We start from the raw sequence: 25,531 nt of genomic DNA on the forward strand, positions 1-25,531 counted from the left end.
TAAACACCTCTAATTTAAGTTACATTGTAACTGTTAAATGTGTCTAGCAAAGTCTGGGAAGTCCACCCTGAAGGCTAACATTAGCTCAGAGATATCTAAGTCTCCAATATAAAAAACATCCTTTTAGCGCTCAAGAAGTACTTTTTTTTAAAAATATTTGGATCATGTTGGTTTTAAATTTAATTAAATCAAGGAGTTTGCTATGAAAGTATTGATTTTGGGTGATAGCCATTCTATGTATTTCTCTCTAAATAATGAGTTGAAACAAATTAATGAATCTTTTCGCGGTGTTAATATTAAAGTTTTATCTATTCCTGGTTCAACTATACTTGGTTTTGGTAAAAGATCGAGCACTTTAAATTCGCGTGATTTTTTTATTAAAGAATTGATTTCTTTTAAGCCAGATTTTATTTGCTTTGCTCTAGGTCAAGTAGATATTGAGCTCGGTTTTTTCTACAGAAAAGTAGTTAAAAAAGAAGATTTAAATATTTTTGATTATGTTTCAATGCTAATAGCAGCGTACTTAAACTCAGTTGAAAATATACAAAATGAGTTTGGTATGCCTGATTCGTCGATTTGTTTTAAGGGTATTAATATATCAGTTTTGACAAGTTCGAGAGAAAAAGCAGTTGAGTACACTAGCCGAATAATTAATGAAAATATAGAAGATAGTGAATTGAAACTGAAGCATCATGATGACTTGGCCGCAACTTATCCATCAAATTTGGAAAGATACAGGAATCACATGTATTTTAATGAAGTTTTAAATGGAGCTGTAAAAAATCGTTACAAATATTTTGACATTAATGATGTAATTAAATGTCCTAATGTATTGGGGGTATGTAGGTTAGAATTTATTCCATCAAAAAAAGATCATCATTTGTTAGATAGTCTTTTTATGAGAGAGTTATATATTAGACGTTTATTGAGCACCTGTCTTAATTTGCTATAGTTTTACATCTATGAATCACATATTTAAAGTAAAAAATTTTTAATTTTTTACTTCTTTATTTTAAATAGCTTAGAACTTTACTTTTAGAGATTACTTTTTGAATTTATATAAGCGTCGAGGGTGTTCAATATTCTGTGTCAGCTTTGTTACAGAGCGATATGAGTTTCTCAGCGTCCCTCGAGGCGGATCGCCAGCTGAGATAGAAATTATGTTCCTTTACTAAGCAACCGAAAAGTAACATGTGAAATTATTTGGTGTTCTTTGCCACCGCCTTTGCGGTAACTGAACAATAAAAAGTTATATTGGTTACAATACTACAGTTGTTATGTACTTAGTGTTTAATGAAGCTCAAAATCTAATTGAGGCTGCACTTATTCATTGGCGTATAAAAATTATAAAATCACCTATTCTCACTGGCTTCCATCGCAGTGCTACTTCGGCACTTGTCAACTGGTTGTATGACGCAGGTTTATCGATGGGGTCATGTTTAATACCGGGCCACATATTTAATACAAAGGGCTATTTGGAAGATCTAGGCTGTGTGCATATACACGATAACGCGCTACGGCGTGCCGGCACAAACTGGCAGTTTCATGATGATGTCGAAATGCCGGGTGCTGCTCTTAACGAACGCTTTCTTGAGCAGTATATCGTCCATCGAAATGAGTTAAGTGCTAGTTGGTGTGTTAAAGATCCAAGAATAGTGTTGCTCTTGGAGCAATGGGCAGAAGTACTACAAGAAAACGGTCATTTTTTTATTTTAAGGTATTGGTCAGGTTGCGTTAAATTTCTTTTAAACCGTCATAGTCGTGAAGTCGCCTACCAGGTTGGTTCGCGGCTTGAGCAATATGGTTTAGGCTTTTGGCAACAGCCCTCACTCGCTGCCCGTTTGTGGTTGAGCTATAACAAACGCTTTATGTCGTTTATTGCAAAATTTCCTGCGCGATGTACCGTTATAACCCAGCGCGGTTTAGTGCAAAATCAGGATGTTTTGAGCTTGCTAAGTTATCGAACGCAAATTAATTTGCAAGAGGCGACGCCTTCGCCATTTGAAGCCTCACTTTTTCAAGACCAAGCGTCGACTTCCGTTAGAGATATTTTAATTAATAACTTAGTCACTGAACTCTATGAGCTATGGGCGCAGCTATTAACAAAATGTGATGTAAGAAGTGATAGCGAAACACCAAATTATGTAGCCCCGGTTGCCCCAAGCGCAGTGTTTTTAAAGAATTTACGACAATGCCAGGGTGCATTTTTAGTGAGTAGTGCTGCGTTACCCTCAGCAAAACCTGAACGACGCGTTGAAATTACCCTGGATTCTTTTTTAGCTATTGAAAAACTGGCAGAGTTAAGTAGCTATTTTAACCAACACGGCGATGTGTTTAAGCAGTTTGATGAACACGATTTGGGTGGTTTTGTACAGCAAGTGATTAATAAATTCTATTGTCATTTTAACGTTTTAGCTGTTTTAGGTGCAGTTCTTAAACGCGCTAACTTTTTTGAACTTGCAATAAAATCTTACGAGCACGCTATTGTTATTAAACCAGAACATGCAGCTAGTTATGTCCAACTTGCTGATTTTTTTGATTTGTTAATTAAGGTTGATTTAGCGAGATTTGTTTATGAAAAAGCGCTAAGCAAACAATTGAACAATGCTTTTTTTCATATTGCGCTGGCAAAATTTAAGCAGAAATACTCAGGCCTCGCAGCAGTCATGAGCAACTTTGAAAAAGCATATTTGCTAGACGCCGATAATAAAAATACTTTATTGGCCTATTGTAATGCGCTTTATGAAGCTGGTGATATTCAAAGCGCATTGAACTTAATTAACGATAGTGGAGTTGATAAAGATGATCCCAATGTAATCAGAATGCGGCAACAATTACTTCTGAAGCAGGATCCGGCGTTTGATAGACTAACTGATATTGAGTTGATTAGGGATCATCTCAATCATGAAAGTCGTTTCGGAGAGTTAACAATAAACTTTCAACTAGTCGATTTAGCCATCGCTTAGTACGATTTGCTTGGTCGAGTTGAGGCGCATTGGCGTAAAGTGTTGGATTAACATTTCTGCTTTAAAGTGAATTGAAAAATCATATTTGGTGGCACGTTTACTATCAAGGCCTAAAGCAAATATTGCACTGGATAAATTAATGCTGCGGGACGCAAATCAAATAGGCTTACAGCAGATAATATGTGTTGCAAATTTGTGGGGCTCCCTCAGGCAGTGTTTATTATTCTTGCTTTGACCTCGTCTAAGCCCCTAGAGTAATCGCCAGTTTAAATAAATTCTTTGTTAGGGTAATATCATCATACTATATAAACAAAAGGATGTTTTGATGGAAAGTCTTACGCACTTAAAAGCCCTCGAAAATGAGTCGATCCAGATTTTCCGTGAAGTGGTCGCGGAGTTCGAGAGTCCTGTCATGTTGTATTCGGTGGGTAAAGACTCGTCGGTCTTACTGCACTTAGCCCGTAAAGCGTTTTATCCCGGCAAAATTCCGTTTCCGTTGTTGCATGTCGATACCACCTGGAAATTTAAAGAGATGATTGCTTTTCGCGATCGGATGGCAAAAGAGCATGATTTTGAGCTGTTGGTGCATATTAACCCGGATGGCTTAGCGATGAATGTTGGGCCTTTTAGTCATGGCAGTGCTAAGCATACCGATATTATGAAAACCCAGAGCTTAAAACAGGCGCTGGATAAATATAAGTTTGATGCTGCTTTTGGTGGTGCACGACGCGATGAAGAAAAATCCCGTGCCAAAGAGCGAGTCTATTCGTTTCGCGATCGTAATCACCGCTGGGATCCAAAGAATCAGCGTCCGGAGCTGTGGAATATCTACAACGGTCGCGTTGATAAAGGCGAAAGTATTCGCGTGTTTCCGCTGTCTAACTGGACTGAGCTGGATATCTGGCAATACATTTATCTTGAGAACATCGACATCCCGCAGCTGTACTTTGCCAAAGCGCGGCCGGTGGTCGAACGTGATGGCACCTTGATTATGGTCGATGACGAACGGATGCCGCTCAAAGACGGTGAAGTGCCACAAATGAAGCAAGTCCGTTTCAGAACGCTTGGCTGTTATCCGTTAACCGGCGCAGTAGAATCGTCTGCTGCCACATTGCCAGATATTATTCAGGAAATGCTGTTAACCAAAACGTCAGAGCGGCAGGGCAGGGTTATTGACCACGATAGCAGTGGCTCGATGGAGAAGAAAAAAATGGAGGGGTACTTCTAATGAGTCACGCATCAGAATTAATTGAACATGATATCCTTGCCTATTTAAAGCAGCATGAAAATAAACAGTTGCTGCGTTTTATCACTTGCGGCAGTGTCGACGATGGTAAAAGCACTCTGATTGGTCGCTTGCTACATGACAGCAAAATGATTTTTGAAGACCAGCTTGCGGCGATTACCGAGGATAGTAAAAAAGTTGGTACTCAAGGTAATAAAATCGATTTGGCGCTGCTGGTCGATGGCTTGCAATCTGAGCGCGAGCAGGGCATTACTATTGATGTGGCGTATCGTTATTTTTCAACCGATAAGCGAAAGTTTATCATTGCTGATACGCCAGGTCATGAGCAGTACACTCGTAATATGGCCACCGGTGCCTCAACCTGCGATTTAGCGATTATTTTGATTGATGCTCGCCGGGGCGTGCAAACGCAGACTCGGCGGCATAGCTTTATTTGCTCCTTGTTGGGCATTAAGCATGTCATTGTGGCGATTAACAAAATGGATTTGGTCGACTATTCGCAAAGCCGCTACAAGGAAATCCAAGAAGACTATCTGAAACTGGCGGGCGCTTTGGATATCCCAGATATCCGCTTTGTGCCTATTTCAGCGCTCGACGGCGATAATGTGGTCAATACCAGCGAGAAATTGAGTTGGTTCCGTGGTTCAACGCTGATGCAGTATTTAGAAAACATCGACATCAGTGCCATTGCCAATGAAGATTTCCGTTTCCCAGTACAACTGGTGAGCCGGCCGAACTCTGATTTTCGTGGTTTTCAGGGTACAGTCGCCTCGGGCAGTGTTGCGGTAGGTGATGCAGTGCGGGTATTGCCATCTGGCACAGTCTCCACGGTTAAAGAGATTGTTACTTTTGATGGTATGCTGCCTACAGCCTATGCCGGGCAGGCGGTAACGCTAACACTCAATGATGAAGTGGATATTAGTCGCGGTAATATGTTGGTGAAAAAAGATGCGCTACCGCATGTGTCATCGCGCTTACGGGCCAGGCTGATTTGGATGCATGAAAATGCGATGAAGCCAGAGCGGCAGTACTACATTAAGTTTGCCTGCAAAACCACCTCGGGTGAGATTGAAAAGTTGCATCACCGCATTGATGTGAATACCCTGGCCGAGAAAAGTGCGGAAGTGCTGGCGATGAACGAAATTGGTCTGGTGGATGTGAAACTGACCGAGCCGATGGCCTTTGATGCGTACAGTAAGAATAAGCAAACCGGTGCCTTTATTATTATCGACCGCTTAAGCAACTTAACGTTAGGCGCGGGGATGATTGAGGCCGCGCTGCTTAGTGAAACGCCGAAAGACGAGCCGGCCATTGCCGGGCTAAGTGACTTTGAGCTGGAGCTGATTTTACTGTTACGTAAACACTTTCCGCAGTTATCAAATAAGGGTTAACGGATGAGCTTGGAAGCCGCAGGCCTGGTTGGCCTGCTGGCATTGCTGCTGGTGGGCTTAATTCGCTTTCAGCAGCATGCCGCCTCGGTGTTTGCCTTGATGTTGCTGGTGATGCTTGCATTGGGGTTTGTTAGCAGCAGCGATATCCTACGAAATGCGGCCAATCCTGGCTTGATGACGCTGGTGCTGTTGGTGTTGATATCTTATGCGCTGGAGAAAACCAGTTTGCTTAGGCGGGTGTCGCGGTTTTTATTTACCACTTCCATTAATGGCTCGGTGTTTAGGACCATCAGTTTTTCAGCGCTGGCCTCGTCGGTGCTGAATAACACGGCCGTGGTGGCGGCGATGCTGAACGCAGTGCGTGCCAATAAAAAGGTGCCACCGGGTAAGCTGCTTATCCCGCTCTCTTATGCGGCTATTTTTGGTGGCACCTTAACCTTAATTGGCACCTCGACCAATCTTATTGTGCATTCGATGTTAACCGAGCAGGGCAAGCCCGGGTTTAACTTCTTTGACTTTACCTTGATTGGGTTGGGCGTAACCTTGTGCTGTGGTGGAGTATTGCTGCTGATGAGTCGCTTTTTGCCGGATGACATGCCAAGACAAGAGGCCCTTACCGCCTATCTGGTGGAGGCAGAGCTATCGGCGAATTCACCTTTAGTGGGTAAATCGGTAGAGGCGGCGGGCCTTCGGCATCTGGATGAGCTCTTTTTAGCGGAAATTATCCGTGGTGAGCAGCTTATTCGCCCGGTGGCGCGTTACGATGTGCTAGAGGCAGGTGACAAATTACTGTTTAGCGGTAATGTGCATAAGGTGTCGGTACTCAAGCAGTTTGAGGGCTTAACCTTATTTGCCGATGAAAATGGGTTAAAAACTCAGACGCTGACGGAAGTAATTATTAAAGAAGAATCGGTGCTGATTGGAAAAACCTTAAAGAGCAGTGGCTTTCGGGCGCGTTTTGATGCAGCGGTGGTAGCGGTGCGCCGTGAAGGTGGGCGGGTCAGTGGTAAGCTCGGTGAGCTGGAGCTTAAAGCCGGCGATTTTTTATTGCTGGCCACGGGGCCAGACTTTGCTAGTCGGCATAACTTATCTAAGAACTTTTATGTGTTATCAGGGATTAAAACTGAGAGTACCCTAAGTGGCTGGCGGGAGAAGCTGACGTGGTGGGGCTTTGTAGTAATGATTGGCGTCAGTGTCTTCACGCCAGTAAGCTTGCTGACCGGGTCGATGTATTTGCTGGCCGTGCTGATGTTTACGCAGTGTTTAACGGTGAATGAAATCAAACGCCGCTTTCCGGTAGAGATATGGCTGGTGGTTACCAGTGCACTGTGTGTGGCTACGGCGATGACACATACGGGCTTGTCGCAGGTTATCAGTGGCTTTGCGCAATCAGCACTCAGTGGTCAGCCGGCGCTGTTTACGCTGGTGGGGGTGTTTTTGTTAACCTATGTGCTGACCGAGATTATTACCAACAATGCGGCTGCGGCGCTGATGTTTCCTATAGCGTATAACCTCGCACAGGGCATGGGGGTAAATGAAATGCCGATGGTAATGGCGGTGGCCTTTGCCGCATCGGCGAGTTTTATCACGCCCTATGGGTATCAGACGAATTTGATGGTGTTTAACGCCGGCGATTACCGTTTAAAACACTTTTTGCTGGTGGGTGCGCCGGTTGCGCTGACGTATATTGTGGTAAGCTTAATGCTTATTCCACGGGTTTTTCCGTTTTAACAGGTTTTATGACGTGATAAGCAGTAACATAGTTTGGCATAATGCGGCGGTATCAAGCAACGAGCGACGCGCGCAACACGGGCATCATGCTTGTGTGCTTTGGTACACGGGGCTAAGTGGCTCGGGTAAATCAACGATAGCGAATGCGGTAGACCGGTTGTTGTTCGAGCGGGGCTGTCATACCACGATACTGGATGGGGATAATGTGCGCCATGGCCTTAACCGGGATTTGGGGTTTGATGAGGTGTCGCGCATTGAGAATATCCGGCGCATCAGTGAGGTGAGTAAACTGATGTTGGATGCAGGTTTAATTGTGGGTACGGCGTTTATCTCGCCCTTTATGGCAGATAGAGCCCAGGCGCGCGCATTAATCGGGTCAACGTTTATCGAAGTGTTTGTGGATACGCCGCTGGAAGAGTGCGAGAAGCGCGACCCTAAGGGGCTGTATCAAAAAGCCAGAAAGGGTGAGATAAAGCACTTTACTGGGATTAGTTCGCCCTATGAGGCGCCGGTTGCGCCGGAGCTACATTTAAGAACGGCAGCACAGAGTATTGAAGCGACGGCTGCAGAGGTAGTGGCGTATTTAGAACGTATGCAGTTTATTGCCCCGTTAGAACAGGACTAGCTAAAAGCTAACGTAATGGATTAGTAAATATGGTGATTGATGTTTTTAATGGCGATGCGGATGGTATTTTATCCTTAGTGCAGCTTCGCAAATGTTACCCGGTAGTGCCCGCTGAACAGCGGCTTATAACAGGTGTAAAACGTGATATCAGCCTCGTTAAACACGTTAGCCCAGCGCAAGCTGCGGGGGTATTAGTGACTGTGCTGGATATTTCTTTTGATAAGAATGTGTACGATGTTAAGACTCTGCTTGAGGCGGGAAGTAAGATTTTTTACTGTGATCACCACCAGGCCAAAACGCTGTTTGAGCATGCCCATTTAACTACACTGATTGATACATCGCCTGCAGTATGTACTGCTTTATTAATGAATCAACATCTTAACGGAGCGCAGGTACTTTGGGCCATTGCTGCTGCTTTTGGTGATGGGCTTGATAGCTCGGCTGAGGCATTGGCAGCACAATGGGGCTTAAGTGCGCTGGAGCAAGACAAGCTTAAATCGCTCGGTGTGTTAGTTAACTATAATGGTTACGGCGCGCATGAAGCAGATCTCTTTTTTCCACCGGCTGAACTATATCGTTTACTAATGCAGTATGAATCACCGTTTGCGGTAGTAGATGATCCGTTATCTCCCTATGCTCAGTTAGAAAAGGGTTATAATTCTGATCTGGCACAAGCAAGACATGCCAGTCCTTTATTGAATGATGATACGGTATTAGCGGTACATCTTGCTGATGAGCCTTGGGCACGACGGATCAGCGGTACGCTAGGCAATATTTTGGCAGCTGAAAACCGCCGCAAAGCGATTGTTATTGCGACGACTAATCAAGATGGTAGCTTAACCATCAGTTTGCGCGCACCGAAAGAAAATCCTTTTGGTGCCGCAGAGGTTTGTGGGCAGTTCGTGACTGGGGGAGGCCGTGAGGGTGCCGCGGGTATAAATAATTTTCCTTCATCAAGTTTATCTTATTTCTTAAATACAGTTAGTGAGTTTTATTTTAACTCATGCAGGGAGCTCTTATGATTTTACCCGTTATTATGGCCGGTGGAACCGGTAGCCGTTTATGGCCTTTATCGCGTGATTTAATGCCAAAGCAGTTTTTAAAGCTTGATGGTCAGCAAACTATGTTGCAAGCAACCGTTGCGCGTTTAGCGGGGATTGATGCTGTTGCACCTTTAGTTATTTGTAACGAAGAACATCGCTTTATCGCTGCAGAACAACTGCGCCAAATTAGCCAATTAGATCATAATATTATATTAGAGCCTGTTGGCCGTAACACCGCCCCGGCCATCGCCTTGGCTGCAATGACAGCAATCAAAAAAGGGACTGATCCCTTACTTTTAGTACTTGCTGCTGATCATGTAATTACGAATACTGCTGCTTTTAGGGCGGCAGTAGAACAGGCTGCGTTATTTGCAACAGAAGACAATTTAGTGACATTTGGTATTGTTGCTTCCGCGCCAGAAACGGGGTACGGCTACATTAAACGGGGCAATGCCAGGGGTGTTGGCTTTGCGGTTGCACAATTTGTAGAGAAACCTAACCAGACTATTGCATCACAGTATATCCAGAGCGGTGAATACTACTGGAATAGCGGTATGTTTATGTTTAAAGCCAGCGTGTACTTAACAGAGCTTAAGCAACATCGGCCTGATATTTTCGCTGCGTGTGAGCGCGCCATGGCGGAAGTTGATCCCGACTTAGATTTTATTCGTGTTAACAAAGACGCCTTTTTAGCCTGCCCAGATGATTCTATTGATTATGCGGTTATGGAGAAAACAGCATCAGCCATTGTGGTTCCATTGGATGCGGGTTGGAATGATGTTGGTGCTTGGTCGTCGTTGTGGGACATTAGCGCAAAAGATGCACATGGTAACGTGCATCAAGGTGATGTATTAAGCTCGAACAGTCACAACAATTATATTTTTGCTGAAACAAGTTTAGTGGCCACAGTAGGGCTAGAAAATACGGTTGTCATTCAAACTAAAGATGCTGTGTTAGTGGCTGCGCGTGACAAGGTTCAAGATGTAAAAGCCATTGTTCAGCAATTAAAAGCCGCAGGGCGAACTGAACATAAAATTCATCGTGAAGTTTACCGGCCTTGGGGCAAATATGACTCTATTGATAATGGTCAGCGCTATCAAGTAAAACGCATTACGGTTAAACCGGGTGAAAAACTGTCTATTCAAATGCACCATCATCGTGCCGAGCACTGGATAGTGGTATCGGGTACGGCAAACGTTACCGTTGATGGTAAAGACACCTTGTTGAGTGAAAATCAGTCAATTTATATTCCGTTAGGCGCCATTCATGCGCTGGAAAACCCTGGCAAAATTCCACTTGAATTGATTGAGGTGCAATCGGGCTCGTATTTAGGCGAAGACGATATTGTCCGTTTTTCTGACCGGTATGGCCGAGCATAAAGCTTACTGCCATAATAAAACGTGATCATGTAATGTGTAAGGGCAGTGATAACTGCCCTTAATTTTGTGACAAGGAATACCGAAATAATGACAACCCTCAACTCAGTGTTAGCGAATAGCCACGTGGCATTTGGCACCAGTGGCGCGCGGGGATTGGTAACAGATTTTACCGATAACGTTTGTGCTGCCTTTACGCAAAGTTTTGTGCGTACCATGCAGCAAGACTTTACCTTTTCTGCGGTAGCAATAGGTATTGATAACCGACCCAGTAGCCCTGCTATGGCCGCAGCGTGTATAGGGTTGTTGCACGCCATGGGTATTAAAGCAGAATATTATGGTGTGCTACCCACACCTGCGCTGGCCTATCAGGCCATGCAAGATAAGATACCGGCGATAATGATTACCGGGAGTCATATTCCGTTTGATCGTAATGGCATTAAGTTTTATCGGCCCGATGGTGAAATAAGCAAAGCGGATGAAGTTGCTATTTTAACTGTGATAGAGCCGTTATTAGCCTTTAAGGCTACTTTACCTGCTGTGGATCCCACCGCAACACAGGGTTATATCGACAGATATTTAAACGTTTATGCGCCAAAGCTGTTAGCGGGTAAGCACATTGGGATCTATGAACATTCTAGTGCTGGGCGCGAGCTTTATTATAGAGTTTTTGAGGCGTTGGGCGCTAAAGTAACCCGGCTTGAGCGTTCTGATGTTTTTGTGCCGATAGACACTGAAGCCGTAACACAAGCCGATATTGATAAAGGGCTGCTTTGGGCTAAGGAATATGCGTTTGATGCAATTTTTTCTACCGATGGCGATGGCGATCGGCCATTAATTGCTGACGAACAGGGAAATTGGTTACGCGGTGATATTGTTGGTTTGTTATGTGCTCAGGCTTTAGGTATTGATGCGCTGGCGGTGCCTGTAAGCTGTAATACGGCGATAGAACACAGTGGTGTGTTTGATAAGGTGTTAAGAACCAAAATAGGCTCGCCTTATGTTATTGCGGCCTTTGCTGATTTGCTGGCGTACACACGTGTAGCTGGCTTTGAAGCCAATGGTGGATTTTTATTAGGCTCAGATATTTTACTCAATAACAATGAACTAAAAGCCTTGCCCACGCGAGATGCGCTATTACCAGTATTAGCGTTATTGGCATTGGCGGGTGAGCGGCCTTTGTCTGCATTGGTTGATGCCTTGCCTAAACGGGTAACGGCGAGCGATAGATTACAAGAAGTCCCCGTTAGTTGGAGTAAGGCGTTTATTGCGCGGATTAGCGAATCGCCGGACGCATTTATTGTTGATCTGGGATTGGCTGTAGGTATAAACAATATAGATACAACGGATGGGCTTCGTATAACGCTTGAGAATAACGACATTATTCATTTACGGCCTTCAGGTAATGCCCCTGAACTACGTTGTTATGCCGAATCTAAAAACGAGTTAATGGCAATAAAACTAGTTAATCTGGCTTTGTCTAATGTTAAAAAAAGCTTTTTTGATAATATTAGTAATTAAATTCAAGGGTTTAGTGTGTCTGATTACACTATAAATATTAGTAAATATGAGCAGCGACGAGGATCAGTTTGTCGTTGGTGGCTTGATTATCCTGTTGTGAGTAAAAGTTATTCTTCTGATGACTTAATGAACTCAGGCATCATTTTCCAAGGCTGGGTTTTATTCGATTTTCCTTGCCAAGCCCAAGTTTATATTAAGCAGGGAACAGAAGTAGAATTCTGGGACTTAAATCATTCAAGACCCGATGTTATCAAAGCAATTTTAAAACAAGATTTTAATAAACATCCACAGCTTAACTGCGGTTTTCGCTTTCAATATAAATTACATGCTCAAAATTTTGAGTTAGGCGTTAAAAGCAATGGTGAGTTATACCCATTAGTTTTGGGTAGCATTGATGGTCCCTTTAAAGTAATTTCAGGACAAAATGGCTGGCTCTTTTTAGACAACGACACGAATAAGAGTGTAGAACAATTTACAGGAAAGTTACTACTGGATAGCAAGTCCAAAGCATCCTGGTTTAAATTTATGCAGGATTTGCTAGACATAACAGATAAACTTAATTGCAAACATGCATTGTTAATTGCGCCGTCAAAAGAATTCGTTTATGAGAAATTTTATCCCTTTAAAAAGGCTAACATTACTCCAATAGAGCAAGTGCTAAAGCTAGCACCAAAAACAATTAATATTTGTTATCCCGATAAAATTCTTAAACTTGCTAAAGAACGTAGTTATAGGCTTACAGATACTCATTGGTCTCCTTATGGTGCAATGCTTGCTTCTATTGCACTTGTTGAATCTTTGGGCATTTCAATTAACGTTGAAAGCTTGTTTGAAGATGATGAGTATCGTGAAGTTGATGTCGTTGGTGATTTAGGAAACAAAGTTTTTCCAGCAATTTTTTCAAAAGAAAAAATATTAAAATCTTTTTCTTATAGAAAGTTTTTAGTTTTTGACAATAACCTAGCTAATTTTGGTCGCACAATGATTTTGGAAAATGAAGATGCACCTATTAAAGGCCATCTTGTTATCTTTGGTGCTTCTTCAAGTTATTCAATGCTAGATTATCTAAGTAGAGTGTTCAGTAAAATCACATTAATGCACACTGCTGGTAATATTGATTCAACTATATTAGCTAAGTTGTTACCTGATTATCTTGTATGTCAAAGTAATGCAAGGTATGTAATCAGGGCGCCAATTGCTAATTATGATCTTGAGGAAGTGATAAAAGTTAAGCTTAGTTATTGAAAGCATATAGTTTTACAGCGATAGTTGATCTAAACAGTCGTGTAGAGTATTTATATTTTAGCTTACTTATAAGGTGTTTCATGCGTTATTTACTCAGTGTGGTAGCAATAGTGTTGCTGGTGGGCTGTTCAGGGGGGAGCGATAGTGAAGCACCGGCGGTAAGTCAACCGCCGCCAGCACCCCCGGCACCGCCACCGCCACCACCGCCACCACCACCGGTTGCGCCTTTGCCGGCATTATTACAAAATAATTTTGTAAACTGTGGCCAGTGGAACCAACAATTAACCGGTTTTACGCCGCCGTATTCGGTGTCAAAACATCAGCGTTGGGTAGTAATGGGATCGTCTTCGGCATTTGGTGCTGGCGCCAGTAGTTATGCCAATAGTTGGGCGGGGCGTTTAACTGAATACGCGAAAGGTCAGGGCATTGAAGTAATTAATATTGCGCGTGGTGGGTATATGACCTATCAAGGCTTGGCGAGCCGTTGTGAGGTGAATACGGCGCGACCGCAACCAGATGTGAATCACAATATTGACAAAGCGTTATCCTTTGCGCCTGATTTGGTCATTGTATCCTTCCCAAGTAATGATGCTGCGCTGGGCTATTCTGCCGAAGAGAGTGCATATAATTTACTTTTGATGCGTGAGTTATTGGCGCAAGAAGAAGTTGTAACGGTGGTAATGGGCGCACAGCCGCGTAATATTGCACCCGCAAGACAGCAACAGTTGTTGCAACTTGACACGTTATTGGATGAACGCATAAAAGCCTGTTTGGTGAAGGTGTATGAGCCCTTAGTCGACAACGCGGGCAATCTATCGTCTCAGTTTAATGCTGGTGATGGGGTGCATGTAAACGATGCTGGCCACACCATTTTGTATGAACGTTTACTTACCGTCTTAACCGATCCAGCCAAAGGCTGCCTAAACTAACCCCCCACTTACCCACACAAACCGATTCCAACTCCGGTACCAAACGCATATATTCACACAACTCCGGAACCGTACTGGAGTTGTGTGAATAAGTGGTGTGGGTTAAATGGCGTCGTCGATGTTGATACTGAAATCTTCTCGCAGCCGCGTTAAATTGGGGTTGTAAAAAGGATCTTTGGCGATGTTTTCAGGCCATTTTTGTTGCATGTAGCTTATTTCACCTTGCTCACGCGCTTTTTTCTCTGGGGTGTCTTCTTTACCACGGCTCTTAGATTCGTAATGATACAGTTCTGCGTAAGGGGTAAAGAGGTTGCGGTAACCAGCTTGTTGTACTTTTAAACAAAAGTCGACATCGTTAAAGGCTACGGTTAAGTGGTATTCTTCTAAACCACCCACTTCCTCGAATACGCTTTTACGCACGAGCAAGCAAGCAGCGGTTACTGCCGATAAGTTATGTACAGCTTGCAAACGAGATTGATGACCGCGTTCGTATTTGAGATAGTTTTTATGAGCATGGCCTGCCAAGCCCCATAATCCCAAGATCACGCCACCATGCTGGATGGTATCGTCAAAGTAATAGAGTTTAGCGCCCACACAACCAATTTCTGGCCTACAGGCATGTTGTAACATTTCAGTAAGCCATTGCTTATTAATCACCTCGGTGTCGTTATTGACTAAGCCAATAACACTGCCCTTTGCCTGACTCACCCCAAAGTTATTAATGGCTGAGTAATTAAAGGGCTTGTTGTATTTTAGAACACGCACTTTTTCATTTTCAGCAATTTGCTCAAACCATTTTAAGGTCTCAGGATCACTGCTTTGATTATCAATAATGATAATTTCGTAATGGGGATATTGGGTTTGCAATAAAATGCTGTTTACGCAGGTGCGTGTGAGATCTAATGCGTCTCGCGTGGGAATAATTAAGCTGACTAAAGGCCACGGCTTAGGGATGGCATAGTGTAAATGAAACAGATTGTCGGCTTTGCCTTTGGTGATCTTAAGCAATGGCTCGTTATTTTGTTGTGATAAATCAAAAAATAAGTGATGTAATTTAGCGAGCATTGAAGGGGTGTATCCGCGCTTTAAGTTTTTTTGCGCTTGATGCATTAACACCAACGGAATATGCACGATATTCTCGGCTCGTGCAGTGGGTTTGATATGTTTAATGGCACTCAATAACAGCAAATAATGATGCTGTAATTGCCATTTTGGCTGTGTCATTTCTTCGTGCAACAAGGCGGCTTGCACAGTAAATGCCATGCCAATGTAATTATGGTGCATTAAAAAGTCAGGACTCCACGTAGGTTTAAAGCGTGGTGCGACGCGAATACCTTCGTCGTTTAACAAGTCGTGATCAGTGTACAGTAAAGGTGCGCCTGTTTGTTGTAACGTGTTGGCCATAATGGCGAGTGAATCAGGTGTGAGTGCATCACCTTCCTGCAAAAACAGTAGGTAATCGGTGCCAGCAATGTGGGCATTTTCGGCACGAAATAGCCGGTTATCCTGCTGTAACAATGCTTCGGTATCAACCGGTGAAACTAATGCGAGTTCCGCCAGGCTAACCTGCCAAAGTGGGTAGCTTTGTGTACTTAAGCTGGCAAGCGTTTGTTTTAAGGCATTGAGATTATCTTTTGCCCGCAAAATAATATGAAATTGCACAGAGGGCGTATCACACCGGCAACGCTCTGCTTGCAGTAAAGCGGGCTCCTTGTGTTGCCGCCAATAGCTGTAAGGCTCGCAACTAATTAGCTGATAAGATAATTGCGGGTGATACTCTTTAACCAGCTTTGATAGTGCCACTTCTACACCTGCGCGTTTACTGCGCGCTCGGCTAATGCGATAGATATAAGTGCGGCTTCCGCCTTCAGCGGCCTGTTTGCGAGATACCTGCGACAACATGTAATACCACGCACTGGCTACCGAGATATGTTTTACTTTGATGCTAAAGGATGGAGCTTGCTCGCCACTGCTTAACTTGTGCCAGTGTAACGTTAATGAGCGTAATGGATTGTGACGTAAAAAAACTAAAGCTAATTTGTCATCGGCTTCTTTAATAAGACTTGCACTTAAGGTGTTATGGTTTTGATGCAAATAAAAATTGCCGCTATCTTGAATAAACTTCAAGGCGGCTTTGTTTTTTGCTTTAACCGTAACCCGATACCATCCAGTAGGCATTGGATTTATGCTTTTTATTTTTAAATCAAATTTGTGCTGAAGCTCGGTTTGCCACAATTTATTTTTAAGAGAAAAGCTGAATGCTGGCGTTAATGTGGTCAATTAGCAGTTTCCTTGGTACCTACTGTAATAACGTTTAGACGTTGCCATTGTCTTAACAGTTGTGTTTCTGCTGTCCAATTGTGCCTTGTCACGGCCTGATGCGTTGGATCAGCAATATGATATTGTTCGCCAGTGTTGGTATGGTTAAATCCCAGCACAAAACGCGGAGCATTGGGGGCTAATTGGGCTAACCAGGCTAGCACCAACACACCTGCGCTAGGGGGGGCGCCAAGTGTGCTAACCAATTTACGCCATACACTAAGTGGCACAGACAATACATTTGCCTGCGCGCTAAGAGTGTGTGGCGGATGTGGTAACCATCCCAACATGTCCGGACCGGTAAGTATACACCATTGGCTGACAATTGCTGGATGCTTAAAATCGGGCGCGCACACCCAAATATCGGTTTTTTGTCCGGTATCGCTTACGTTGGTCGCATCACTAAAACAACGATTAAACCTTACAACAACGGGCGCTTGATCAATAGCGTTGCCGTGATCTTGATGCAGCAAGTTGGCGCTGTTCCCCACAATTTGCGCATGCGTGTGTTGTTGTAAAAAGTGTTGAAACCGTTGTACTAATTCTTTTTGCGCAGTGTTTGCGGGGTTAAGTAAACGGCGGCGTAATCGATTTGCGTGCCGCTGGCGCAGTGGCCACAACAACTTCTGCCATAAGGTTCGCGGCCAGCGCTGCAGCCGCTGATGTTGTAGTGCGGTCAAAGGATAGCCAAGATCACGCCGAAAGACTAGATAATGAATATAATCGTCGTACGCACCACTAATACGCCAACATTGGCGAAAAACCCATAACGTGGCAATGTTATAATACCCCGCCTGACGATAGCCTCTCGCTTGCTGCCTTAACGCCTGCAGATCAGCGTTTACACAGGTGTAAAGCCGATAATGAGGGCGGGTTAAAAAGGCTTGGTGTTGCGTCATAGTGTTTGGGTAAATTCCAAAAAGTGTCTGGCAAACTCGCTTATAGTGCCTTGCTGCTCGATACGCTGGCGTAATTGACGGCTGGTTTGCGCATAATGTTGCTGATCCAGTAATTGTTTCACAGTGTGATACCAGTTATCTGAATTGTGCATTAACAACGCCCCAGCATTCTGTAAACGTTGCATATCGGGAATAGGGGTTGCCAGTGTTGGTGCATTAAACCAAGCTGCTTCAATGGTTTTAAGTGCCGATTTATGCTGGTTAAACTCTGTGAGCTCTAGCGGGGCTAAGTTAAGCCAGCTCTTGGCAACATGATGTGCGTAGCCTGCAAAAGGTTGTTTGGGGTGACGTACCAGCTGTGAATTGCGGCAGGTAATGGTGGCATTCAGTACACCCGTTATATGCAGTTGTAAATCAGGCTCTTCGTGCAGGAGTTGTTCAAGTACTGGCTGGATAGTAGCAAAGTCTTTATCGTGGCTGCGCGTGCCCGGAAAATACGTGAGGCGTTTTACAGCCGTTCTATCAGGCGCCTCAGGAACAGCGTACCAGCTTTGATGTACCGCATTGGGTAAACATAAAATGGGTTTGTGCGGCATTAGGTGCTGCAGCTTTTCTTGGAGTGGGTTAACCGATACAGTAAAGGCATCGCAGTAGCGCAACGCTTTTTGATGTGTGGCAAAGTTTTTTTGCGTTTGTGCCAAGCTTACCACACCATTAACTACACCGGGGCTCACGTTAGCGAACTCGGGTAAAAACACCAGATCATCAAAATCGGCAATAATTCGGCAACCACGCCGCTTAAGCCATGCTAAACGCCAGGCTAAAAATAGCTGCTGCTTGGGCCGGTGCAGCACAATAATATCGTAGGGCTTTGTACAATTAAGCTTGCTTATGTGCAGCAGTTCAACATGATGCCCCGCATCGTGTAATGCCAGTGCTAAGTTTTCGCAGCGATAAATAAACGCAGGATCGCTTCTAAATAACCTTGGATTTTTAGTGTTGGCCACAAAGGCAATAGATAAGGGTTTCAACGGTATTCCTGCTAATGAATTCCTATGAATTGTAAACAAAGTGCCTGCAAAATAACAATGTTCTTGTCATAATAGGAAATTAATGCAGATTAATTAGGCTTTGAAGGTTATTTTGGATACTTTTTCGTCGCAAGTAACAGCTGCTCCCTTGTTATGTGTTTCGCCAGCGTTATCGCGATTACCTGCTTTAGACACATTGCTTCAAGCGCCAATTTATTATTCACCCTACTGGTTAAGGCAATTTGCACCTGCGTTGTGTCCTCGCGTACCTGAAAATACTCAAGCCGTATTAGCGTGGGGGAGAAAGCCTTCTGCGTACAAAGCTGAGCGTGTTGCAGCACGCTTAGGTTTACCCATTTGGCGGGTAGAAGACGGTTTTTTACGCTCTGTCGAATTAGGCTTATCAAGCCCACCGATGTCTGTGGTCGTGGATGATGTGGGGATTTATTACGATGCCACACGGCCATCACGATTAGAGCAATTAATTACAGCGCCACTGGATAGCACGCAAGTACATCGGGCTGAGCAACTTATAGCGCTTTGGCAACAAAGTAGAGTTTCAAAATATAACCACAGCCGTGAGCATGCCGTTCCCGATATGCCGTTTGTATTAGTGATAGATCAAACCTTTGGTGATGCGGCTATTGGTTTTGGCCAAGCGGATGCAAACAGTTTTCAACGGATGTTAGACAGCGCCCTTAACTACGACAGTTCGCTTAGGGTGGTGGTAAAAACGCATCCTGATGTGTTTACGGGGAAAAAACAGGGCTATTTTAAACCTGAACAATTACAGCATCCGCGCATAACCGTTTTAACCGCGGATATTCATGCGCCCGCGTTGCTAGAAAAAGCGGAGGCGGTATTTTGTGTGACGTCGCAGATGGGCTTTGAAGCGTTATTGTGGCAAAAACCCGTTTTTACCTTTGGCATGCCATTTTATGCTGGATGGGGCTTAACGCATGATGCGCTTACTGCGCCGGAGCGCCGCAGTTCCGTTTCACTTACTCAATTGGTGTATGCCGCGCTAGTACGATACCCGCGCTATATTCATCCAGAACGTGTTGAACGTTGTGAAGTAGAAGAGTTACTCGGGTGGATGGCATTGCAGCGAAGCCAGCGTGAGCGTTTGCCTGCGCAGTTATATGCAGTAAAGCCTTCACGCTGGAAACGGCCAGTACTGCGTCGATTTGTGCAAGGCAGCACCTTGCACATGGTACAAGATAGCCATCGTATTCCTGAGTTAGCCTGGGAGTTAAAGTGGGGCACTGCCATTACGCGAGAGCAAACGGTTAGGGTAGAGGATGGCTTTATTCGCTCAGTGGGGCTTGGTGCAGATATGATTCGCCCATCATCTTGGGTATTTGATTGTATTGGTATGTATTATGATGCTACCCAGCCTTCTGGCTTAGAGCAGTTATTGCTAAACGCCCGCTTTACGGATAATGAACTGGCACGCGCGCGCAATTTGCAAACCGTATTGGTGTCGCAACATGTTACAAAATACAACGTGGGTAAAGGCAGTTGGCTGCGGCCTGAAGCCAAGCGGGTTATTTTAGTTCCTGGTCAAGTTGAGTCGGATGCCTCTATTCGTTTAGGATCGCCGGTGTTAAAAACGAATTTACAGTTATTGCGTGCGGTTAAAGCGGCTAATCCAGAGGCATATATTGTTTATAAACCCCATCCTGATGTGTTAGCGGGGTTACGGATAGCAGGAGAAGCCGACGCAAAACCACAAGCCGATTACGATGAATTGGTGACCGATCAGGATATGGCGCATATGTTGGCACACGTTGATGAGGTACACACGTTAACCTCGCTGGCCGGTTTTGAAGCCTTGTTACGCGGTAAAGCTGTCACGTGCTATGGGCAGCCTTTTTATGCAGGCTGGGGCTTGACCACCGATGTGTATCCTCCTTTACGCCGTGGCGTGAGTCGCAGAGTGGAGGAGCTGATTGCCGCTACGCTTATTCGGTATCCAACTTATATTAGCCGTCTAACGGGGTATTACACCACGCCTGAGCAAGTGATCCGCGAATTAGCCTTATTGCGTCGAAAACAACCTACAACGACACCTCTGTGGCGAACTTTACTTCGTAAACTACAACAATGCTATCGCACTTAACCGCATCCCCATCTCACGCGACTTATCCAAACAACTCCGGTGTCGACTCCGGTACATTGCCGTAGCTGTGTGGATAAGTCTGCACTTGTTTGTCGAGGGCGGCTCTGCTAGCATACTTGGGTGAATTTTATGAACAGGATGTCGCGGGTTTATAATGCGTTGTAACATTATTTTAGTTTTAGCTTCTGCATCTTTGTTTATGACCGCGCCGCTAAAAGCTGCGCCTTGGGTGAATACTGACGATCAGTATTTGCGTAGTAGTATTCAGTTATTGGCGGATGCTGGACAAATCCGCACCGCGGTAAATACCTTTCCCTTAATGTGGCGACCTTTGTTGCAAGATCTTGCCCGTATTGATACCTCTTCACTTAACGATACTCAACTTTTAGCCTATACCCGCTTGTTAACAGCAGCCCGTTTTGCGCAGCAAGAGACGATGACGTCATTAGCGCTGAGTGGCAGTACTGATCCCTTTGGTTTGTCTGATGGTGGCAATGCGTATCAAGAGCAAGCTAAAGTATCGCTTGGCACCGAGCTTAAAGGACATAATTGGTCGGCTGGCGTTTTTAAACAGTTTCGTGATAAAGCCTACGACAGCAATTTGTATACTGACAATAAGACACATTGGGATGGCAGTTACAGTGCCTATACATTGGGGAATTGGGTGTTAATGGCGGGGGTTGTGCCACAGTGGTGGGGGCCAGCACAGCATCAAAGTTTTTTGTTTGATAACCAAAGCAGGCCAGCCAAAAGCGTGCAAGTAAGCCGATTAAATGCCAATGAGTTACTAGGTAATGCGGTAAGCTGGCTTGGTCCAATACATGTAAATGTGCAAATTGGGGAGTATGCCGGTACGGCGGTATTACGGCACGCACGTTATGGTGCAGCACGGGCGAATTTTCGACCGATACCCTCGTTAGAAATTGGTGGCTCACTAGTAAGATTACGCCCTTATCCTGAGCAATTAGCAAGCATTCCTGCGTTGTTTGAACGTTACACGGTGGCAGATAGCACAACGGTGGGTATTGATGTGCAATGGCGACAAGGTGATTGGTCGTTGTATTCTGAGTTATCGTCACAGCGCACAGGCGAGATTAGTCAGGGCTGGTTGTTGGGCGCGCAATGGCATTTTGGTCATGAGTCATTGTTACTAAACGCCTTTGCTGAATTACAGCATATCCCAGAAAAATACCAATATTGGTTGAGTTTGCAACCAAATGAAGCCTTAGCACAACCTAAGCGCATGATCACTTTGGGTATTAAAGCTTACATGCCGCAAGGGCACGCGGCATATGCCAAGATTTCACTTGTAGATGACAGTGATAAAGTGATTCAACTGGTCGAGGAAACATCTTATCTATCGGATCCCATCTCGCTTCACTCTGGTATTCAGCTACCTGTTTTGGGTGGGTTGTTAAGTTTAGATTATAGACTGCAGCACGGCGACAATGTGCTTAGCAACCAAACGGAATTTACCCACCGCGCAGGCGCTACCTGGGAATGGCGTTGGTAGTGTTTTTTTTGTTAAATTCCATCCAGTTCACCGTGAATTTCTTGACGCGGTGCTATTATCACAATACCATCCGCGCAGCGAGTTAGGAGAGTGACGACTATGGACAGTTGGTTGGTAATTTACAGTAAAGCGCGTGAAGAAGCACGTGCCCAAGCGCATCTACAGAATCAAGGTTTTGAAACCTTTTCTCCTGTTTTTTATGCCCGAAAAAATCGTGCGGGTAAAGCCATTATCCACACTGAGCCACTCTTTCCCCGTTATGTGTTTGTGAAGTTTCCGTCAGTGCCAAATTTATCGACTATTCGCAGTACGCGTGGCGTAGCGGGTTTAGTAAAATTTGGTAATGAACTGGCTAAGGTACCCGATTCGCTTATTACCACATTACGACATAACCAATTGGCTTTAGAGCAAGTTCCTGCAACACAGCTATTTAAAAAGGGTGACACCTTAGCCATTTTAGCGGGCCCATTTGCGCATTTAAATGGTGTGTTTGAGATGGCAGATGGCGAGCATAGAAGTATTATTTTGCTTAAATTTTTAGGTCAATCACTACAGTTAAGTGTTGAAAACACCGTTTTAAGCAGAGCAAATTAACGTTACGTGGCAAAAGTTGTTAAGAATTTTTGCCGCGATAGAAATACAACAGGTCGGCAGGGCGTTTTGCGTTATACTCCCTTGCCTTGAGCCATATTTCCAGCATTGGGGCGCCTAACTCATGGGCGGTAGCGTGTCTGGAAGCTGGCTAATTATTCAGCATAAATCTCAAAACGGAAGCAAGTTAATGAGTTTGTCTACACGTTTTTTTCGTAAATTGCTGGTCAGCACGGCCGCACTCATGATGGCAGCCAGTGCCTTTGCTCAACAGCCCACTGCCGCGCAAATAGAGCAGTTTCAGCGCTTACCCAAAGCCCAACAAGAAGCGTTAGCAAAACAATATGGAGTGGATTTGTCGAGTATCACGGGTGGCAGTTCAGCTAACCGTTTACAAAGCAACAGTGTAGATAAACTGCAACCTGCAGCAAATAGTAACGATATGCTACTTATGCAAGCCTTGGCGGATCTTGAGGATAAACGTAAAACACCGTTATCTGATGAGCCAGCGAAGCTGCGCCGTTTTGGTGAGAATTTATTTGATGCGCAAATCAGTACCTTTGCGCCGGTAAGTAACGCGCCGGTACCCGATAATTATCGACTTGGGCCAGACGATACTTTGTTGCTGCAATTATATGGTAAACAAAGCGATAATTATGAGCTTGTGGTGAACCGCGAGGGCAGTGTGAACCTGCCTGATTTAGGGCCTGTGAATGTAGTGGGGTTAACGTTCACCGAAGCCAGTAGCTTAATTCGTAATCGGATCAGCGAAGCAAACATTGGCTTGCAAGCTGCGGTAACCATGGGAAAGCTTCGCACTATTAATGTGTTTGTAGCAGGGGAAGCGGCTAATCCAGGGATGTATGCGGTATCGGCGTTGACCTCTGTCACGCAGGCGTTATTTGTGTCTGGTGGGGTTTCTGATATTGGTAGCTTGCGCGACATTCGAGTCACCCGTAATGGTAAAGTAACTGCGCGATTCGATTTATACGATTTGCTGTTAAAAGGAAATAACGCAAACGATATTACGCTGCAGCACGGTGATGTTGTGTTTGTTGCGCCTGCTGGTGCGGTGGTTGCCATAGAAGGTGAAGTTCGTCGCCCTGCGTATTATGAATTGGCGCAAGGTGAAACCTTAGGACAATTATTAACGATGGCTGGCGGTTTGCAAGCGTCAGCGCATGTGAATGCGGTGTCTTTGCAACGTTCAGGCCCAAATGGACGTGAATTAGTAAACTTAAATTTAAACGAAACCAGTGCGCAAAACTTTGCACTACGTTCAGGTGATAAGCTGGTAGTGCCATTACTCTCGCAGCGCGTTCGCGATCAAGTAACCATCGTTGGTGCGGTATCTCGCCCTGGTAGTTATGCTTGGAAAACGGGCATGCAGTTACATCATTTACTCGGCAATGTGTGGTCAGATTTATTAAACAGCACAGATACCGATTATGCTTTAGTGGTGCGCCGCATTAATAATCGCGGTGATGTTGAGGTAATGCAATTTAACTTATTGGATGCTGTCGATACTAGTCAATCGGTTGACTTTAGTCCGCTTACGCTACAACCTCAAGATATCGTATTGGTGTTTCACGAGGTCAATCAAGCATTTGAACGTGAGAAGCTAAACAGTTTTATACGTAAAGCGGTACAGACCAAATTAACCCACTTTACTGAAAATGCATTACTGTCGGGTGATATTACGGCAACCTTCTTTAAACAAATAGAAAGCAGTAGTGCGTTAATTGCCAGCACCCAATATAGATTTGAAGATAATGCGTTAACTGAGCCAGCTTTAATTGAAAGTTTTGTGGCGAATATGCTGCAACAACTGTATGTCAATCCAGAATATCTGGCGTTGTCTAAGCATTTTACACGTCGTGAATTGTTGTATCCCTTATTACAAACGTTAAGCAAGCAAAGTACCGACCGCCGCGTTATTCCTATTGTATCGGTGAGTGGCGACGTAAAAGTACCAGGTGAATATCCCTTACCCGTTAACGGCAATGTGGCCATGCTAATTGAAGCTGCGGCAGGCTTGAATAGTTCGGCGTATTTACCCCGCGCGGAACTAAGCCGCTTTTTGGCGCAGCAAGTTGAACGCAATGGTGTTGAACAACAAAATATTAATATTGATTTAGGTGCTATTTTAAGTGGCGAGCAACAAGATGTAACCTTGGCCAGTCGTGATCGCGTAAATGTGTTTACTACGCCAGATTGGTCTCAAGTACGCCTAGTGAATATTCGTGGCGAAGTTCGTTTTCCAGGCGCTTATCAAGTATTAAAGGGCGAAAAATTATCAGATGTCATTAAACGTGCAGGTGGCTTTACTTCAGACGCATATCCCTATGGTGCAGTATTTACCCGTGAAGCCATTAAAAATCGTGAGGCTGAGCAAGCTGCTAAGTTATTAGAACAGCTAAAGTCTGATGTGGCTAGCCGTGCACTTACGTCACAAAACACGCTACAAGTTGCAACTGGTGGATCACCCTTGGCATTGCTTAATGAGCTGCAAACACTAGAGCCTGTTGGGCGCATGGTGGTGGATCTTGAGCAAATTGCGCTGGGGAAAGCAGATTACGATATTGAAGTAGAGCATCAAGATAGCTTATTTATCCCACGTAACCAAACCTCAGTAACGATTATGGGCGAGGTACAACACCCTGGTTCACATCGCTTCCGCACCGGTTTAAATGTGAATGATTATTTAGCTTTAGCGGGCGGAGCACGTAAACGCGCTGATGATAAGCGAGTATTTGTTATTCGTGCCGATGGCTCGGTAATGATCCCAAATCAAAGCCGCTGGTTTAGTGCGTCAAGTGATGAGTTAAAGCCTGGTGACACCATTATTATGCCATTGGATACCGAATACAAAGATGGCTTAAGTATGTGGGCACAAGTAACGCAGATTTTTTATCAAACCGCCGTTGCCATTGCTGCACTGAACTCATTTTAAATAACGATTTATGCCTTGCTGATTACCAAC

The 25,531-nt window shown here is 44.5% G+C and carries 18 protein-coding genes; 15 read left to right on the top strand and 3 right to left on the bottom strand.

Annotation, left to right across the window (positions count from 1 at the left end; all coding sequences use genetic code 11):
* Window positions 1-202 precede the first annotated feature (202 nt).
* The 11 genes from IE070_RS06775 (at window position 203) to IE070_RS06825 (ending at window position 14,073) form a co-directional block, all read left to right on the top strand.
* Window positions 203-952 (top strand): hypothetical protein, encoded by a 750-nt coding sequence (locus tag IE070_RS06775; RefSeq protein ID WP_189481788.1) that lies wholly within the window; start codon window positions 203-205, stop codon window positions 950-952.
* A 334-nt stretch (window positions 953-1,286) separates the two neighbouring features.
* Window positions 1,287-2,966 carry a hypothetical protein gene (locus tag IE070_RS16610; RefSeq protein WP_229796967.1) on the top strand — a complete coding sequence of 560 codons (1,680 nt, stop codon included), beginning with the start codon at window positions 1,287-1,289 and terminating at the stop codon, window positions 2,964-2,966.
* A gap of 325 nt (window positions 2,967-3,291) precedes the next feature.
* Window positions 3,292-4,194 carry a sulfate adenylyltransferase subunit CysD gene (gene cysD, locus IE070_RS06785; protein ID WP_189481792.1) on the top strand — a complete coding sequence of 301 codons (903 nt, stop codon included), beginning with the start codon at window positions 3,292-3,294 and terminating at the stop codon, window positions 4,192-4,194.
* Entirely contained in the window at window positions 4,194-5,603 is a 1,410-nt protein-coding gene (cysN, locus tag IE070_RS06790; RefSeq protein ID WP_189481795.1) for a sulfate adenylyltransferase subunit CysN, read from the top strand. Before cysD ends, cysN begins: the two co-directional genes overlap by 1 nt.
* 3 nt (window positions 5,604-5,606) lie before the next feature.
* Window positions 5,607-7,334, top strand: a complete 1,728-nt coding sequence (locus tag IE070_RS06795; RefSeq protein ID WP_189481797.1) for an SLC13 family permease — start codon at window positions 5,607-5,609, stop codon at window positions 7,332-7,334.
* Window positions 7,335-7,350: 16 nt separating this feature from the next.
* A complete protein-coding gene (cysC, locus tag IE070_RS06800; protein ID WP_189482201.1) occupies window positions 7,351-7,959 on the top strand; it encodes an adenylyl-sulfate kinase in 609 nt (202 codons plus the stop codon).
* A 29-nt stretch (window positions 7,960-7,988) separates the two neighbouring features.
* Window positions 7,989-8,981 carry a DHH family phosphoesterase gene (locus tag IE070_RS06805; protein ID WP_189481799.1) on the top strand — a complete coding sequence of 331 codons (993 nt, stop codon included), beginning with the start codon at window positions 7,989-7,991 and terminating at the stop codon, window positions 8,979-8,981.
* Complete coding sequence (locus tag IE070_RS06810) at window positions 8,978-10,381, top strand: mannose-1-phosphate guanylyltransferase/mannose-6-phosphate isomerase (protein WP_189481801.1); 1,404 nt, start codon at window positions 8,978-8,980, stop codon at window positions 10,379-10,381. The genes IE070_RS06805 and IE070_RS06810 overlap by 4 nt, the downstream gene beginning before the upstream one ends.
* Window positions 10,382-10,468: 87 nt before the next feature.
* A complete protein-coding gene (locus IE070_RS06815) occupies window positions 10,469-11,899 on the top strand; it encodes a phosphomannomutase (RefSeq protein ID WP_189481804.1) in 1,431 nt (476 codons plus the stop codon).
* A 15-nt stretch (window positions 11,900-11,914) separates the two neighbouring features.
* On the top strand, window positions 11,915-13,144 hold the full coding sequence (locus IE070_RS06820) for an alginate O-acetyltransferase AlgX-related protein (RefSeq protein WP_189481806.1): 1,230 nt from the start codon (window positions 11,915-11,917) through the stop codon (window positions 13,142-13,144).
* A gap of 80 nt (window positions 13,145-13,224) precedes the next feature.
* Window positions 13,225-14,073 carry an SGNH/GDSL hydrolase family protein gene (locus IE070_RS06825; RefSeq protein ID WP_189481808.1) on the top strand — a complete coding sequence of 283 codons (849 nt, stop codon included), beginning with the start codon at window positions 13,225-13,227 and terminating at the stop codon, window positions 14,071-14,073.
* 102 nt (window positions 14,074-14,175) lie between these two features.
* On the opposite strand, the gene IE070_RS06830 is transcribed toward IE070_RS06825, so the two are convergent.
* From IE070_RS06830 to IE070_RS06840, 3 genes are read right to left on the bottom strand one after another with little or no spacing between them, the layout of a single operon-like run.
* Window positions 14,176-16,353, bottom strand: a complete 2,178-nt coding sequence (locus IE070_RS06830) for a glycosyltransferase family 2 protein (protein WP_189481809.1) — start codon at window positions 16,351-16,353, stop codon at window positions 14,176-14,178.
* Complete coding sequence (locus IE070_RS06835) at window positions 16,350-17,291, bottom strand: glycosyltransferase family 29 protein (protein WP_189481810.1); 942 nt, start codon at window positions 17,289-17,291, stop codon at window positions 16,350-16,352. Before IE070_RS06835 ends, IE070_RS06830 begins: the two co-directional genes overlap by 4 nt.
* Entirely contained in the window at window positions 17,288-18,322 is a 1,035-nt protein-coding gene (locus tag IE070_RS06840; protein ID WP_189481812.1) for a glycosyltransferase family protein, read from the bottom strand. Before IE070_RS06840 ends, IE070_RS06835 begins: the two co-directional genes overlap by 4 nt.
* A 112-nt stretch (window positions 18,323-18,434) precedes the next feature.
* Between IE070_RS06840 and IE070_RS06845 the strand changes: the two genes are divergently transcribed.
* The 4 genes from IE070_RS06845 to IE070_RS06860 all read left to right on the top strand — a co-directional run bounded on the left by IE070_RS06845 (window position 18,435) and on the right by IE070_RS06860 (window position 25,501).
* Window positions 18,435-20,444 (top strand): capsule polysaccharide biogenesis protein, encoded by a 2,010-nt coding sequence (locus IE070_RS06845; RefSeq protein WP_189481814.1) that lies wholly within the window; start codon window positions 18,435-18,437, stop codon window positions 20,442-20,444.
* Between the two features lie 199 nt (window positions 20,445-20,643).
* A complete protein-coding gene (locus IE070_RS06850; protein WP_189481816.1) occupies window positions 20,644-21,957 on the top strand; it encodes a capsule assembly Wzi family protein in 1,314 nt (437 codons plus the stop codon).
* A gap of 99 nt (window positions 21,958-22,056) precedes the next feature.
* Window positions 22,057-22,551, top strand: a complete 495-nt coding sequence (gene rfaH, locus IE070_RS06855) for a transcription/translation regulatory transformer protein RfaH (RefSeq protein ID WP_189481819.1) — start codon at window positions 22,057-22,059, stop codon at window positions 22,549-22,551.
* A 187-nt stretch (window positions 22,552-22,738) separates the two neighbouring features.
* Window positions 22,739-25,501 carry an SLBB domain-containing protein gene (locus IE070_RS06860; protein ID WP_189481821.1) on the top strand — a complete coding sequence of 921 codons (2,763 nt, stop codon included), beginning with the start codon at window positions 22,739-22,741 and terminating at the stop codon, window positions 25,499-25,501.
* Window positions 25,502-25,531 lie beyond the last annotated feature (30 nt).

Source organism: Alishewanella tabrizica (genome assembly GCF_014652375.1).
In the GTDB taxonomy this organism is placed as follows: Bacteria; Pseudomonadota; Gammaproteobacteria; order Enterobacterales; family Alteromonadaceae; genus Alishewanella; species Alishewanella tabrizica.

Excerpts from the sequence above, each read along its gene's own strand:
- IE070_RS06775 (WP_189481788.1), top strand. The coding sequence starts at position 203 with ATGAAAGTATTGATTTTGGGTGATAGCCATTCTATGTATTTCTCTCTA.
- cysD (WP_189481792.1), top strand. The coding sequence starts at position 3,292 with ATGGAAAGTCTTACGCACTTAAAAGCCCTCGAAAATGAGTCGATCCAG.
- cysN (WP_189481795.1), top strand. The coding sequence starts at position 4,194 with ATGAGTCACGCATCAGAATTAATTGAACATGATATCCTTGCCTATTTA.
- IE070_RS06795 (WP_189481797.1), top strand. The coding sequence starts at position 5,607 with ATGAGCTTGGAAGCCGCAGGCCTGGTTGGCCTGCTGGCATTGCTGCTG.
- IE070_RS06805 (WP_189481799.1), top strand. The coding sequence starts at position 7,989 with ATGGTGATTGATGTTTTTAATGGCGATGCGGATGGTATTTTATCCTTA.
- IE070_RS06810 (WP_189481801.1), top strand. The coding sequence starts at position 8,978 with ATGATTTTACCCGTTATTATGGCCGGTGGAACCGGTAGCCGTTTATGG.
- IE070_RS06815 (WP_189481804.1), top strand. The coding sequence starts at position 10,469 with ATGACAACCCTCAACTCAGTGTTAGCGAATAGCCACGTGGCATTTGGC.
- IE070_RS06825 (WP_189481808.1), top strand. The coding sequence starts at position 13,225 with ATGCGTTATTTACTCAGTGTGGTAGCAATAGTGTTGCTGGTGGGCTGT.
- IE070_RS06835 (WP_189481810.1), bottom strand. The coding sequence starts at position 17,291 with ATGACGCAACACCAAGCCTTTTTAACCCGCCCTCATTATCGGCTTTAC.
- IE070_RS06850 (WP_189481816.1), top strand. The coding sequence starts at position 20,644 with ATGACCGCGCCGCTAAAAGCTGCGCCTTGGGTGAATACTGACGATCAG.
- rfaH (WP_189481819.1), top strand. The coding sequence starts at position 22,057 with ATGGACAGTTGGTTGGTAATTTACAGTAAAGCGCGTGAAGAAGCACGT.
- IE070_RS06860 (WP_189481821.1), top strand. The coding sequence starts at position 22,739 with ATGAGTTTGTCTACACGTTTTTTTCGTAAATTGCTGGTCAGCACGGCC.